The sequence below is a fragment of the Priestia sp. YIM B13486 genome (genome assembly GCF_042787865.1).
Lineage (GTDB): Bacteria > Bacillota > Bacilli > Bacillales > Bacillaceae_H > Priestia > Priestia megaterium.
This window is the reverse complement of record NZ_JBHZOZ010000001.1, coordinates 105,302-118,373: the sequence shown is the minus strand read 5'-3', so window position 1 is coordinate 118,373 and position 13,072 is coordinate 105,302. Positions and strand designations below refer to the sequence as shown.

9 protein-coding genes are annotated in these 13,072 nt (G+C 40.0%); all 9 read left to right on the top strand.

Annotation, left to right across the window (positions count from 1 at the left end; genetic code table 11):
- Positions 1 to 37: 37 nt before the first annotated feature.
- The gene (gene tsf, locus ACFX4G_RS00530; protein WP_013058849.1) at positions 38 to 919 is read left to right on the top strand and encodes a translation elongation factor Ts; all 882 of its coding nucleotides are present in this window, start codon (positions 38 to 40) and stop codon (positions 917 to 919) included.
- A 76-nt stretch (positions 920 to 995) separates the two neighbouring features.
- Entirely contained in the window at positions 996 to 1,718 is a 723-nt protein-coding gene (gene pyrH, locus ACFX4G_RS00525) for a UMP kinase (protein ID WP_013058848.1), read from the top strand.
- Positions 1,719 to 1,720: 2 nt separating this feature from the next.
- Positions 1,721 to 2,278 (top strand): ribosome recycling factor, encoded by a 558-nt coding sequence (gene frr / locus ACFX4G_RS00520; protein ID WP_013058847.1) that lies wholly within the window; start codon positions 1,721 to 1,723, stop codon positions 2,276 to 2,278.
- Positions 2,279 to 2,412: 134 nt separating this feature from the next.
- Positions 2,413 to 3,195 carry an undecaprenyl pyrophosphate synthase gene (locus tag ACFX4G_RS00515; protein ID WP_028410833.1) on the top strand — a complete coding sequence of 261 codons (783 nt, stop codon included), beginning with the start codon at positions 2,413 to 2,415 and terminating at the stop codon, positions 3,193 to 3,195.
- An 18-nt stretch (positions 3,196 to 3,213) separates the two neighbouring features.
- On the top strand, positions 3,214 to 4,005 hold the full coding sequence (locus tag ACFX4G_RS00510; protein WP_014458463.1) for a phosphatidate cytidylyltransferase: 792 nt from the start codon (positions 3,214 to 3,216) through the stop codon (positions 4,003 to 4,005).
- A 35-nt stretch (positions 4,006 to 4,040) separates the two neighbouring features.
- A complete protein-coding gene (dxr, locus tag ACFX4G_RS00505) occupies positions 4,041 to 5,189 on the top strand; it encodes a 1-deoxy-D-xylulose-5-phosphate reductoisomerase (RefSeq protein ID WP_013058844.1) in 1,149 nt (382 codons plus the stop codon).
- A gap of 78 nt (positions 5,190 to 5,267) precedes the next feature.
- Positions 5,268 to 6,527, top strand: a complete 1,260-nt coding sequence (gene rseP / locus ACFX4G_RS00500) for an RIP metalloprotease RseP (RefSeq protein ID WP_043976513.1) — start codon at positions 5,268 to 5,270, stop codon at positions 6,525 to 6,527.
- Between the two features lie 105 nt (positions 6,528 to 6,632).
- Positions 6,633 to 8,330 carry a proline--tRNA ligase gene (locus ACFX4G_RS00495; RefSeq protein ID WP_043976515.1) on the top strand — a complete coding sequence of 566 codons (1,698 nt, stop codon included), beginning with the start codon at positions 6,633 to 6,635 and terminating at the stop codon, positions 8,328 to 8,330.
- Positions 8,331 to 8,448: 118 nt separating this feature from the next.
- Positions 8,449 to 12,759 (top strand): PolC-type DNA polymerase III, encoded by a 4,311-nt coding sequence (locus ACFX4G_RS00490; protein WP_028410838.1) that lies wholly within the window; start codon positions 8,449 to 8,451, stop codon positions 12,757 to 12,759.
- Positions 12,760 to 13,072 lie beyond the last annotated feature (313 nt).

Genomic DNA, 13,072 nt, shown 5'->3' with positions numbered 1-13,072 from the left:
ACATTAATTACATACCCAAACAAGGAGGCTACACATTATGGCAATTACTGCTCAAATGGTAAAAGAATTACGTGAAAAAACTGGCGCTGGTATGATGGATTGTAAAAAAGCGTTAACTGAAACTAACGGCGATATGGAGCAAGCAATCGATTTCTTACGTGAAAAAGGTATTGCAAAAGCTGCTAAAAAATCAGACCGTATTGCTGCTGAAGGTCTAACTTACATCGAAACTCAAGGTAACGAAGCAGTTATCTTAGAAGTTAACTCTGAAACTGATTTCGTTGCAAAAAACGAAGGTTTCCAAAAATTAACAAAAGAATTAGCTGCTCACATCTTAGCTAACAAACCAGCTGACGCTGCTGAAGCTGCTACTCAAAAAATGGAAAACGGTGCAACTGTTGAAGAACACATCAACTCTGCAATCGCTACAATCGGAGAAAAATTATCTCTACGTCGTTTCGCTGTAGCAACAAAAACTGATGCTGATGCATTCGGTGCTTACCTACATGCTGGCGGACGTATCGGTGTGTTAACAGTATTATCTGGTACAACTGAAGAAGCTGTTGCAAAAGACGTTGCTATGCACATCGCTGCAATCAACCCTAAATACATCTCTCGTGACCAAGTTTCTGCTGAAGAAACTGAGCGTGAGCGCGAAGTATTAACTCAACAAGCATTAAACGAAGGCAAACCAGAAAAAATCGTTGCAAAAATGGTTGAAGGTCGCCTTGGCAAATTCTTCGAAGATATTTGCTTACTAGATCAAACATTTGTTAAAAATCCTGATCAAAAAGTACGTCAGTTCGTTGAGAGCAAAGGCGCTACTGTTGAAAGCTTCGTTCGTTTTGAAGTAGGAGAAGGTATTGAGAAACGTCAAGACAACTTCGCTGAAGAAGTAATGAACCAAGTTAAAAAGTAAGGGTTTGACCGTATAGGGAACACTGTGTGTTCCCTTTTTTACAAAAGAGATCTCACCGTTAACGATGGAGGTAAGCATGAGTCAAGCAAAATATAATCGTATCGTATTAAAGTTAAGTGGAGAAGCATTAGCTGGTGAAGAGGGTTTTGGTATTAACCCATCTATCATCAAATCTGTTGCTGAACAAGTAAAAGCCGTTTATGAATTAGGTGTGGAAATTGCTGTAGTCGTTGGTGGTGGAAACATTTGGCGTGGTAAAATTGGCAGTGAAATGGGTATGGATCGTGCCGCTGCTGATTATATGGGAATGCTAGCAACAGTAATGAACTCTTTGGCTCTTCAAGATAGCTTAGAAAATATTGGTGTGCAAACACGAGTTCAGACTTCTATCGAGATGAGACAAGTAGCAGAGCCTTATATTAGAAGAAAAGCTGTTCGTCATCTTGAGAAAAAACGCGTTGTTATTTTCGCCGCGGGTACAGGAAACCCTTATTTCTCTACAGATACAACAGCAGCTTTGCGTGCAGCTGAAATCGAAGCTGACGTGATCTTAATGGCAAAAAACAACGTAGATGGCGTTTATAATGCGGATCCTAAGCTTGTACCTGATGCTGTAAAATACGAAACATTAACGTATATTGATGTTTTAAAAGATGGACTAGCTGTTATGGATTCTACAGCTTCTTCATTATGTATGGACAATGATATTCCGCTAATTGTTTTTTCAATTACGGAAGAAGGCAATATTAAACGTGCCGTTACAGGCGAAAACATTGGAACAATTGTAAAGGGGAAATAAACATGCCAAAACAAGTGTTGCAAAACGCAAAAGAAAGAATGGAAAAAGCAATTCAATCATTTAGCCGCGAACTAGCATCAATTCGTGCTGGACGTGCAAGCGCGTCACTTCTTGACCGCGTAACGGTAGAATACTACGGTGCACCAACACCAATTAACCAATTGGCGCAAGTAAGCGTGCCTGAAGCTCGTATGCTTGTTATTCAGCCTTATGACAAATCACAAATTGGTGAAGTTGAAAAAGCTATTTTGAAATCTGACTTAGGGTTAACACCTACAAGCGATGGAACTATTATCCGTTTATCGATTCCTGCTTTAACGGAAGAGCGTCGTCGTGAGTTAGTGAAAATGGTGAAAAAATATGCTGAAGAAGCAAAAGTTGCGGTTCGTAACGTACGCCGTGATGCAAACGATGATTTTAAAAAGTTAGAGAAAAAAGGTGAAATTACTGAAGACGATTTACGCGGCTACAGTGATGACATTCAAAAGCTAACGGATGATCATATCGTAAAAGTGGATAAAGTGGCGAAAGATAAAGAAGAAGAAATTATGGCAGTTTAAGTCATTTCAAGGTAAAATATATTGTAAAAGACCCTCTATTGTTTACAGGGGGTTTTTTTGTTAATAATGTGTAGTAAGAAAAAACTCACATAAGCCACACGTTTATGTGAGAGCGTACAACGGGGGACCTTTGCATGTTAAGAAAATTTCAAGCATGGAAGAAAAGTCAAGATTTAAATACACTGTCTTTGTCAGAACGAAAAGATCAAGTGAAACAGCACCCTGTTCCTGAACATATTGCAATTATTATGGATGGGAACGGTCGTTGGGCGCAAAAACGAGCTCTTCCTCGCATGATGGGCCATCATGAAGGAATGAAGGTAGTGCGTCATGTGACCAGATTGGCCAATGAATTAGGTGTTAAAGTATTAACTTTATATGCATTTTCCACTGAAAATTGGAAGCGCCCCAAAACTGAAGTCGAGTTTTTAATGAAACTGCCAGAGGAATTTTTAACAACCTTTCTGCCTGAGCTAATTGAAAAAAATGTGCAAGTTCGTATTATGGGGGATAAAAGTGAGCTCCCTGCCCATACGATTCGAGCTGTGGATAACGCAATTGAAAAAACAAAGCATAACACAGGGCTGATTTTAAACTTCGCGCTCAATTACGGTAGTCGTCACGAAATCATGGGCGCTATTCAGTCATTGGTAGAAGATGTAGAACAGGGAAAAGTAGCTTCCTCTTCTATTTCAGAAAATTTATTTTCTTCCTATTTAATGAGCAAAAGCCTTCCAGATCCGGATTTGCTTATTCGTACAAGCGGTGAGCTTCGCTTAAGTAATTTTATGCTTTGGCAGCTAGCTTACACAGAGTTTTGGTTTACAGAAGTATTATGGCCAGATTTTAAAGAAAATCATTTAATCGAAGCAGTCGAGGCGTTTCAAAAGCGCGGTCGCCGCTTTGGTGGTGTATAAGAAGGTGTGGAAAACAAGATGAAACAGCGCATTATCACCGCGATTGTAGCACTTGCGGTATTTGTGCCGATTGTTTTAATTGGAGGGTTACCTTTTACCCTTATCATGTATGTAATCGGAACAGTTGGTGTAATTGAGCTTTTAAAAATGAAACATTTGAAAGCAATGTCTTTTCCAAGTATCATTAGTTTATTGCTAACCTGGGTGTTTTTACTACCAAATGGAAGAGATGTTGCATTTCAATTCTTAAGTGAACATAAGATAGAAGTAGCGCTTGCTGCTGTCCTTCTTTTATTAATGTACACGGTTGTAGTTAAAAATAAATTTACCTTCGATGACGTTGGGTTTATTTTATTAACGACAGTATATGTTGGCTTTGGCTTTCATTATTTTATCGAGGTTCGTCAAGAGTTCGGGTTAGCTTATTTGTTCTTTGCTTTTCTTATTATTTGGGCGACGGACTCCGGAGCTTATTTTATTGGACGAGCAATGGGGAAACGAAAGCTATGGCCGGAAATCAGTCCCAATAAAACAATTGAAGGTTTTGTTGGTGGCGTCGTATGCGCTATTGTAGTAGCCATTGTATTTAAGCTGTTAGCAAATATTGATCAAACTATGATTGAATTACTTGTAATTGGTATTATCGTATCGTTATTTGGCCAGATGGGTGATCTTGTACAATCAGCGTTCAAACGTCACTATGGCGTAAAAGATTCAGGGAAAATTTTACCGGGTCATGGTGGGATTTTAGACCGTTTTGACAGTTTAATGTTCATCATGCCAATTTTAGCTTTTTTATTATCTCTATAAAAAAGATGTCTTTGTTTTAATAGGAGTGAATATACTTGAAAAAAATTTCCTTGTTAGGAGCTACAGGTTCAATCGGTACTCAAACCGTTGATATTGTTAGAGCGCATCCGGAGCATTTTGAGCTCTCAGCAATCTCTGTAGGTCGAAATATTAATGAAGCAAGAAAGATTATTCAGCAGTGTAAGCCAGCCCTTGTTTCTGTGATGAAGAAAGAAGATTGTCTGTCACTGCAAGCAGAATTCCCTTCTATTCGATTTGTTTACGGAGAAGAAGGGCTTGTGGAAGTGGCAACTCATCCATCCACAGAAGTTTTAGTAAATGCGGTTCTTGGAAGTGTAGGGTTGACTCCTACGCTAGAAGCAATCAAAATGAGAAAAACGATTGCTATTGCAAATAAGGAGACACTTGTTACCGCTGGTCACCTTGTCATGGAAGCAGCCAAGGAATATGGCGCTGATATTTTACCGGTAGACAGTGAGCACTCAGCTATTTTTCAAAGTTTGCAAGGGCAAGATCAAAAAGCAATAGACCGTTTAATTTTAACGGCTTCTGGAGGGAGCTTTCGAGATAAAACGAGAGCAGAACTACAGGGAGTAACGGTTGAAGATGCGTTAAATCATCCAAACTGGTCGATGGGAGCTAAAATTACAATTGATTCGGCAACGATGATGAATAAGGGACTAGAAGTGATTGAAGCACATTGGCTTTTTGATCTTCCCTATGAGAAAATTGATGTATTGTTACATAAAGAAAGCATCATTCATTCTATGGTAGAGTATTCTGATACAAGCGTTATTGCTCAGCTTGGAACGCCTGATATGCGCGTGCCAATTCAATACGCGTTAACGTATCCAAAACGCATGTCTTTACCTAACACCAAGCGTTTAAGTTTGGCGGATATTGGTCAGCTTCACTTTGCTAAAATGGATGAAGAGCGTTTTCGCTGTTTAGCTTTTGCATTTGAGGCTGGCAAAGCGGGTGGAACACTTCCGACTGTTTTAAATGCAGCTAATGAAGAAGCTGTTCAAGCCTTTTTAGATGGTCACATTACATTTTTACAAATTGAAGATGTGATTGAAAAAGCAATGAATGAACATACTGTAATACAGAAACCTTGTTTATCTACTATTAAAGAAGTAGATTTAGAAGCAAGAGAGTTTGTTAGATCCGCCATCTCTCGATAATGTGCGTGCGAGAGAAGCCACTTACTTATTTCTGGTGGGTGGAGGTTTGACTCTATTACATGAAGGGGGTAATACCCATTGAACACAGTCATTGCGTTTGTCGTCATTTTTGGAGCTCTTGTATTCTTTCATGAGCTTGGTCATTTAGTTTTTGCAAAGCGTGCAGGCATCTTATGCCGTGAGTTTGCCATTGGGTTTGGTCCCAAAATCTTTTCATTTAAACGAGATGAAACAGTTTATACCATTCGTTTGCTGCCTCTAGGTGGATTTGTTCGAATGGCTGGAGAAGACCCAGAAATGATCGAAGTTAAGCCTGGTCAAATGGTGGGCCTCATGTTTGATAAGGAAGGCAAAGTAAATAAAGTCATTATTAACAACAAGGAACAGCATCCAAATGCAAAAGTTATTGAGGTAGAGCAAGCAGACTTAGAGCATAATCTATTTATTTCAGGTTATGAAGAAGGTGAAGATGAACGTCTGCAAAAATTTGAGGTAGCAGAAGAATCTTACTTCGTTATGGACGGAGAAGAAATTCAAATTGCACCTTACAGCCGTCAGTTTGCTTCCAAAACTCTTGGTCAGCGTGCGCTAGCCATTTTCGCTGGTCCGCTAATGAACTTTATATTAGCCTTTGTTATTTTTATCGTTCTTGGGATTTCTCAAGGATATGTTGTTGACAAACCTGTGATGGGCAAATTAACATCAGATGGAGTAGCCGTTGATGCGGGACTTAAACAAGGAGATAAAGTTCAAGCAATTGATGGACAAAGTGTTTCAACGTGGGATGATGTCGTAAAAGTAATTCAAAAACATCCTGAACAGCAAATTACATTCACGGTTCAGCGCGGCAGCAAAACGCTAGATATTCCGATTACACCTGAAAGTCGCAAAGTTGGGGAACAGACAATTGGACTAATTGGCGTATATGCACCGGTTGAAAAGTCATTCATTGGTTCGATCACGCACGGAGCTACTGAAACATATACGTGGATGAAAGAAATCTTAACGGGTCTAGGGAAGCTTGTGACAGGACAGTTCAAACTGGATATGCTTTCTGGTCCTGTAGGTATTTACGCAGCAACCGATCAAGTAGCACAGTCAGGCATTTATTATCTAATGAAATGGGCAGCCGTTTTAAGTATTAACTTAGGGATTGTCAATTTGCTTCCACTTCCTGCTTTAGATGGAGGACGACTGTTGTTCTTCGCTGTAGAAGGAATTCGCGGTAAGCCAATTGATCGTCAAAAAGAAGGGATTGTTCATTTTATCGGTTTTGCTTTATTAATGCTGCTGATGCTCGTTGTAACGTGGAACGATATTCAAAAGTTCTTTTTATAAGACATACGCTCAGCGAGGGATATTCCCTCGCTGATTATATGAAAATTGCGGCATGGTCCGCCTTAAAAAAATAAGATAGAGAAGTAAGCAAAGAGGTGCGAGGTTATGAGACAAAGTTCTACATTGATTCCTACATTAAGAGAAGTGCCAGCTGATGCGGATATAAAAAGCCATCAGCTTCTATTGCGCGCAGGTTATATGCGCCAAAATGCAAGCGGCGTGTACAGCTTTTTACCGCTTGGTAAGCGCGTGTTGCAAAAAGTTGAACAAATTGTTCGTGAAGAGATGGACCGTGCAGGTTCTGTCGAATTATTGATGCCTGCTTTACAACAAGCTGAATTGTGGCAAGAGTCTGGCCGCTGGTATTCATATGGACCTGAGTTAATGCGTATGAAAGATCGTCACGGCCGTGAATTTGCTTTGGGAGCAACACACGAAGAAGTTATCACAAGCTTGCTTCGTGACGAAGTGAAGTCATACAAACGTTTACCGCTAAATTTATATCAAATTCAAACGAAGTTCCGCGATGAAAAACGTCCACGCTTTGGCTTATTACGCGGTCGTGAATTTATTATGAAAGATGCATATTCGTTTCATGCTTCTCAAGAAAGTTTAGATGAAGTATATGACAAAATGTTTGCTGCCTACAGCCGCATCTTTGAGCGCTGCGGATTAAATTTCCGTGCGGTTATCGCTGATTCAGGTGCAATGGGCGGAAAAGATACGCATGAATTTATGGTTCTTTCTGAAATCGGGGAAGATACAATTGCTTATTCAGATACATCTTCTTATGCAGCAAATGTTGAAATGGCACCGGTTGTAAATACCTATGAAAAATCAACTGAAGCTGAAAAAGAATTAACAAAGGTAGAAACACCAAATCAGCATAGCATTGAAGACGTAGCTGCTTTCTTAAATGTTGAAGCGACTTCTTGTATCAAGTCACTTTTATTTAAAGTAGATGATCGTTTTGTGCTTGTACTTGTTCGCGGGGACCACGAAGTAAACGATATTAAAGTGAAAAACTATTTTGAAGCTTCCGTTGTTGAACTGGCAACTCCAGAAGAAACAAAAGAAGTATTAAAATGCGCAGTTGGTTCAGTAGGACCGATTGGAGTAAGTGATTCAGTAGAAGTGGTAGCTGATCATGCGGTAAAAGCAATTGCTAACGGTGTATGCGGAGCAAATGAAGAAGGTTATCACTACACAAATGTGAATGAACGTAACTTTAATGCAACTTACGAAGATTTCCGCTTCATCCAAGAAGGGGATCAGTCACCGGATGGACAAGGCGTTATTAAGTTTGCTAAAGGTATTGAAGTCGGACACGTCTTTAAGCTAGGAACGCGCTACAGTGAAGCGATGGGAGCAACGTATCTAGATGAGAACGGACGCAGCCAGCCAATGATTATGGGCTGCTATGGTATCGGTGTTTCTCGTACAGTAGCTGCGATTGCAGAACAATTTAATGATGAAAACGGTCTTCTATGGCCAGAAGCTGTTACGCCTTATCATGTGCACGTTATTCCAGTTAACGTGAAAAATGATGAACAGCGTGAACTAGGTGAGAAATTATATAATGAGTTATTAGATAATCGCTTTGAAGTGCTGTTAGACGACCGCCAAGAGCGTGCAGGAGTAAAATTTGCAGATTCAGATCTAATTGGTCTTCCTGTTCGAGTAACAGTTGGTAAACGTGCATCTGAAGGAATTGTAGAAGTAAAAGTACGCAAAACCGGGGAGTCATTAGAAGTGTCAGTTGACAATCTTGTTTCAACAGTGAAAGAACTGCTAGCGAAGTAATGAAGCAGCGGGGATTTGTATCCCTGCTGTTTTTATGTTTATAAACAGAACATATGACAGAATAGAAGTCATTTATGTTAAAATAGATTGCACTCATTTATAAAAGGAGGCAGAAAACTTGGAAGCACAAACGCTAGGAAAAAAAGAGCGTTTTAAGTTGCTGCTGCAGCAGTTAGAGCTGACGAGTGATCAAATTGTTCCTTACTTTGAAAACGCAGCGATTGAAAAGCTCGTCATTCAGAAAGAACAAAAAAAATGGCATTTCCATTTTTCTTTAGAAGGGTTATTACCTTTTGAGATTTATGAGTTATTCCATGCTCGCATGTCTTCAGCTTTTTCTCATATTGCGAGTGTTTCTTTTTCTATTCAAACCGTTAATAAACAATGTACGGAAGAGCATGTACAGTCATATTGGAAGCATTGTATTGGAGAAATGCAGGGCATATCTCCGCTTTTACAGTCGCTTTTACAAGATCAAATGCCGAGATTGAACGGTGCCAAGTTGATTGTGAACGCACGACATGATGCAGAAGGAACGGCTTTACGTAAAAAGTATAGTCAGTTAATTGCTGATCAGTATGCGTCCTATGGGTTTCCGAACCTTCAGCTAATGACGGAAGTTGTACATTCAGAAGAAGCATTTCAGCAGTTTGTAGAGCAACGAAAACAAGAAGATACAGAAAAAGTATTACAAGCCATCACAGAAATGCAAAATAAAGAAAATGAAAAAAGTGATGGACCAGACCTACCAAAAGGTCCGCTTACAATTGGATATACGATTAAAGACGAGACGGTTCGCCTGGACTCCATTGTAGATGAAGAAAAGCGAATTGCCGTTGAAGGATACGTATTTGATGCAGAAACGAGAGAATTACGAAGCGGACGTACGCTTCTTATTTTTAAAGTGACAGATTATACAAACTCTATTATGGTTAAAATGTTTTCGCGTGACAAAGAAGATATTCCTTTACTTCAAGCGATTAAAAAAGGAATGTGGGTAAAGGTGCGCGGAAGTGTACAAAACGATACATTTGTCCGTGATCTAGTTATGATTGGAAATGATGTTAACGAGATTACCGGTCCCGCTAGACAGGATACAGCGCCTGAAGATGAAAAGCGTGTGGAACTTCACTTGCATACGCCAATGAGTCAAATGGATGCCGTTTCATCTGTTGGAGCTTTAGTCGGACAAGCCAAAAAATGGGGACATCCGGCTGTAGCGATAACTGATCACGCGGTTGCACAGTCGTTTCCTGAAGCGTATGGAGCCGGGAAAAAGAACGGCATTAAAATACTGTACGGAGTGGAAGTCAATTTAGTGGACGACGGCGTACCGATTGCCTATAATCCGCAACATGTGGATTTGACAGAAGCAACTTACGTAGTATTTGACGTCGAAACAACCGGTTTGTCAGCCGTATACGATACCATTATTGAACTTGCTGCCGTGAAGATGAAAGAAGGCGAAATCATCGATCGATTTGAACGGTTTGCAAATCCTCATCATCCTCTGTCTGCAACAACAATTGAGCTGACGGGTATTACAGATGATATGGTCCAAAATGCGCCTGAAATCTCAGAAGTACTTCGGGATTTTCACGAGTGGATGGGCGACAGTATTTTAGTCGCTCATAATGCAAGCTTTGATATGGGATTTTTAAATATGGGACTGCAAAAAATCGGATTAGAAAAAGCAGCTAACGGCGTTATTGATACGCTTGAACTCGGAAGATTTTTGTATCCGCATATGAAAAACCATCGTTTAAATACTCTTGCTAAAAAGTTTGATATTGAACTTGTGCAGCATCACCGCGCGATTTACGATGCGGAAACAACCGGCTATTTGTTAAATAAAATGCTGAAAGATGCATTTGAACGCGAAATTACGATGCACGATCGCTTAAATGATTATATGGGAGAAGGGAATGCATATCAGCGGGCCCGTCCTTATCATGCGACGCTTTTAGCACAAAACGACGTAGGTTTAAAAAATCTATTCAAACTCGTTTCGATTTCTCATTTAAATTACTTTTATCGAGTTCCGCGAATTCCAAGATCTCAGCTCGACAAATATCGAGAAGGCATCTTGATTGGAACCGCATGTGACCGGGGCGAAGTATTCGAAGGCATGATGCAAAAAGGAATTGATGAAGTAGAAGGAGCAGCTGAATTTTATGATTACATCGAAGTGCAGCCTCCTGACAACTACAAGCACTTAATTGAACTGGATTTAGTGCGGGATGAGAAAGCCTTAAAAGATATTATCAGCAATATTGTGAAGCTCGGTGAAAAGATTGGAAAGCCGGTTGTAGCAACAGGAAATGTTCACTATCTCAATCCGGAAGACAAAATTTACCGAAAAATTTTAATTGGTTCACAAGGGGGGGCTAACCCGTTAAACCGTCATCAGCTGCCGGATGTTCATTTTAGATCAACGGATGAGATGCTGAATTGTTTTTCATTTTTAGACGGGGACAAAGCGAAAGAAATTGTTGTTCATAATACGCAAAAAATAGCGGATATGATTGACGATATTAAACCAATTAAAGATGATTTATATACGCCGAAAATTGAAGGCGCAGACGAAGAAATGCGTGAAATGAGCTATGCGATGGCACGCAGCATCTACGGTGAAGAGCTGCCTGAAGTAGTAGAAGCTCGCCTAGAGAAAGAGTTGAAAAGTATTATCGGCCACGGGTTTGCCGTTATTTACTTGATCTCGCATAAACTCGTTAAAAAATCGTTGAATGATGGTTACTTAGTTGGTTCACGTGGTTCCGTAGGGTCTTCATTCGTTGCGACGATGACAGAAATTACAGAAGTAAATCCACTGCCCCCGCATTATGTTTGTCCAAAATGTAAGAAATCCGAGTTTTTTAATGACGGTTCCGTTGGTTCTGGGTTTGACTTGCCGGATAAAAGCTGCGACGATTGTGGGGTACCATTTATTAAAGACGGACACGATATTCCGTTTGAAACGTTCTTAGGATTCAAAGGAGATAAAGTTCCCGATATCGATTTGAACTTCTCCGGAGAGTATCAGCCGCGAGCTCATAACTATACAAAAGTACTGTTTGGACAAGATAATGTATACCGCGCGGGAACAATCGGTACAGTAGCTGAAAAAACAGCTTATGGCTATGTAAAAGGCTATGCCGGTGACCGTGATTTACATTTGCGAAACGCAGAAGTGGATCGTTTAGTAGCAGGATGTACGGGCGTAAAACGTACAACGGGTCAGCATCCAGGGGGGATTATCGTTGTACCGGACTATATGGATATTTTCGATTTTTCACCGATCCAGTTTCCAGCTGATGACCGTAATTCCGAATGGAGAACAACTCATTTTGACTTCCATTCGATTCATGATAATTTATTAAAACTTGATATACTCGGACACGATGATCCGACCGTGATTCGCATGCTTCAAGATTTAAGTGGAATTGATCCAAAAACAATTCCGACGGATGATCCTGAAGTGATGAAAATTTTTAGCGGAACGGAATCACTTGGCGTAACAGAAGAGCAAATTATGTGTAAAACAGGAACGCTTGGCATACCTGAGTTTGGAACGCGCTTTGTGCGTCAAATGTTAGAAGATACGAAGCCAACGACGTTTTCAGAGCTTGTTCAAATCTCAGGACTGTCACACGGGACGGACGTATGGCTTGGTAATGCGCAGGAGCTAATTCGCAATGATATTTGCAACTTAAGTGAAGTAATCGGCTGTCGTGATGACATCATGGTTTATCTGATTTATCAAGGTCTTGAACCTTCACTTGCCTTTAAAATTATGGAGTCTGTACGTAAAGGGAAAGGGCTAACACCTGAATTTGAAGAGGAAATGATCAAAAATGGTGTTCCGGACTGGTATATTGATTCTTGTAAAAAGATTAAGTATATGTTCCCTAAAGCCCATGCGGCTGCTTATGTATTGATGGCCGTGCGTATTGCTTATTTCAAAGTGCACCACGCGCTTCTTTATTACGCAGCATACTTTACGGTTCGTGCAGATGACTTTGATATTGATACGATGATCAAAGGCTCAACTGCCATTCGAGCGAAGATGGAAGAAATCAATGCCAAAGGTTTAGATGCATCTCCTAAAGAGAAAAACTTATTAACGGTGCTTGAGCTTTCTTTAGAAATGTGCGAACGAGGCTATTCGTTTAAAAAAGTAGATTTATATGAATCTAGCGCAGACGAATTTTTAATTGACGGCACGTCTTTAGTTCCACCGTTTAATGCCATTCCCGGTCTTGGCACAAATGCAGCGCTGAACATTGTAAAAGCTCGTGAAACGGGAGAGTTTTTATCGAAAGAAGATTTGCAGCAGCGAGGCAAAGTATCGAAGACGATTTTAGAGTATCTAGACAACCATGGATGCCTTGAATCATTACCTGATCAGAACCAGCTTTCTCTTTTCTAACATTTGCATAAAATAAGCGGTTATGATATAGTAATTGTGGAAATGCTAAGGATACGGACGAGAAAGAGTGGGGAAACCCGCTCTTTCTTATTGATATGAACTTACTGACATAGTAAGTAGTATGGAGAACGAATCGGCTTCTAGCATGATTCGTTTTTTCTGTAGATTTTCAATCACCATGATTGATTTATTATGTGACGTTTAAAATCCTGCAACACAAACGACAACATTTCCACTCTAGTAGGTTAGACCTCTTATAGAGTGCAAAATAAAAATAGCAAATAAACCACTCTTTTTTGATATAAGAGACATA

Coding starts and splice junctions, on each gene's coding strand:
- pyrH (WP_013058848.1), top strand. CDS start 996: ATGAGTCAAGCAAAATATAATCGTATCGTATTAAAGTTAAGTGGAGAA.
- frr (WP_013058847.1), top strand. CDS start 1,721: ATGCCAAAACAAGTGTTGCAAAACGCAAAAGAAAGAATGGAAAAAGCA.
- tsf (WP_013058849.1), top strand. CDS start 38: ATGGCAATTACTGCTCAAATGGTAAAAGAATTACGTGAAAAAACTGGC.
- ACFX4G_RS00515 (WP_028410833.1), top strand. CDS start 2,413: ATGTTAAGAAAATTTCAAGCATGGAAGAAAAGTCAAGATTTAAATACA.
- ACFX4G_RS00495 (WP_043976515.1), top strand. CDS start 6,633: ATGAGACAAAGTTCTACATTGATTCCTACATTAAGAGAAGTGCCAGCT.
- ACFX4G_RS00510 (WP_014458463.1), top strand. CDS start 3,214: ATGAAACAGCGCATTATCACCGCGATTGTAGCACTTGCGGTATTTGTG.